Here is a 752-nt window from a genome sequence, read left to right on the forward strand (position 1 = left end):
CGCCTCGGGCGCGAGCCAGCCGGCCTTCTCGGGCCGGTCGGTGAGGTAGGCCAGCGTGACGAGGCCCGCGAGGATCGACGGGATGCCCTCGATCAGGAACACCCATTGCCAGCCGGACCAGCCGTTGGCGCCGTCGAGGCCCGTCATGATCGTGCCGGCCAGAGGTCCGCCGATCACGCCGGCGAGCGCCGAGGCCGACATGAACAGGCCGAACACGCGGGCCCGCCGCCCGGTCGGATACCAGTAGGTCAGGTACAGGATCACCCCGGGATAGAACCCGGCCTCGAAGATCCCGAGGAGGAGCCGGAGCAGGTAGAAGGCCGGCACGGTGGTGACGAACATCATCGCCACGCAGCAGATCCCCCAGAGGATGGTGATCCGGGCGATGGTCTTGCGGGCGCCGACCCGTTCGAGCAGCAGGTTGCTCGGGACCTCGAACAGGAAGTAGCCGACGAAGAAGATCCCGGCGCCGACGCCGTAGACCGTCTCGCTGAACTTCAGGTCGCCCAGCATCTGCAGCTTGGCGAAGCCGATGTTGACCCGGTCGATCCACGACAGGATCCAGAGGGCCATCAAGAACGGCAGCAGCCGCCACGTGATCGTCCGGTACGCGGCCTCGCGCGTCGCGCGCTCGGCCGCGGATGGGATCGTGGGCACGGGTTGGACCAGGGCCGGCATCGGAGCAGTCTCTTATAAACAAATGACGCTGCCCACGACACCATAAGTGTAGATATAGGTGGTAGCCGGATCAT

1 protein-coding gene is annotated in these 752 nt (G+C 66.4%); it reads right to left on the reverse strand.

Annotated features, from left to right (window positions below):
- A partial coding sequence (locus FV222_RS28140) for an MFS transporter (protein ID WP_147816417.1) occupies positions 1–678 on the reverse strand: 678 nt, incomplete at its 3' end.
- Positions 679–752 lie beyond the last annotated feature (74 nt).

This window comes from Methylobacterium sp. WL103 (genome assembly GCF_008039885.1).
In the GTDB taxonomy this organism is placed as follows: Bacteria; Pseudomonadota; Alphaproteobacteria; order Rhizobiales; family Beijerinckiaceae; genus Methylobacterium; species Methylobacterium cerastii.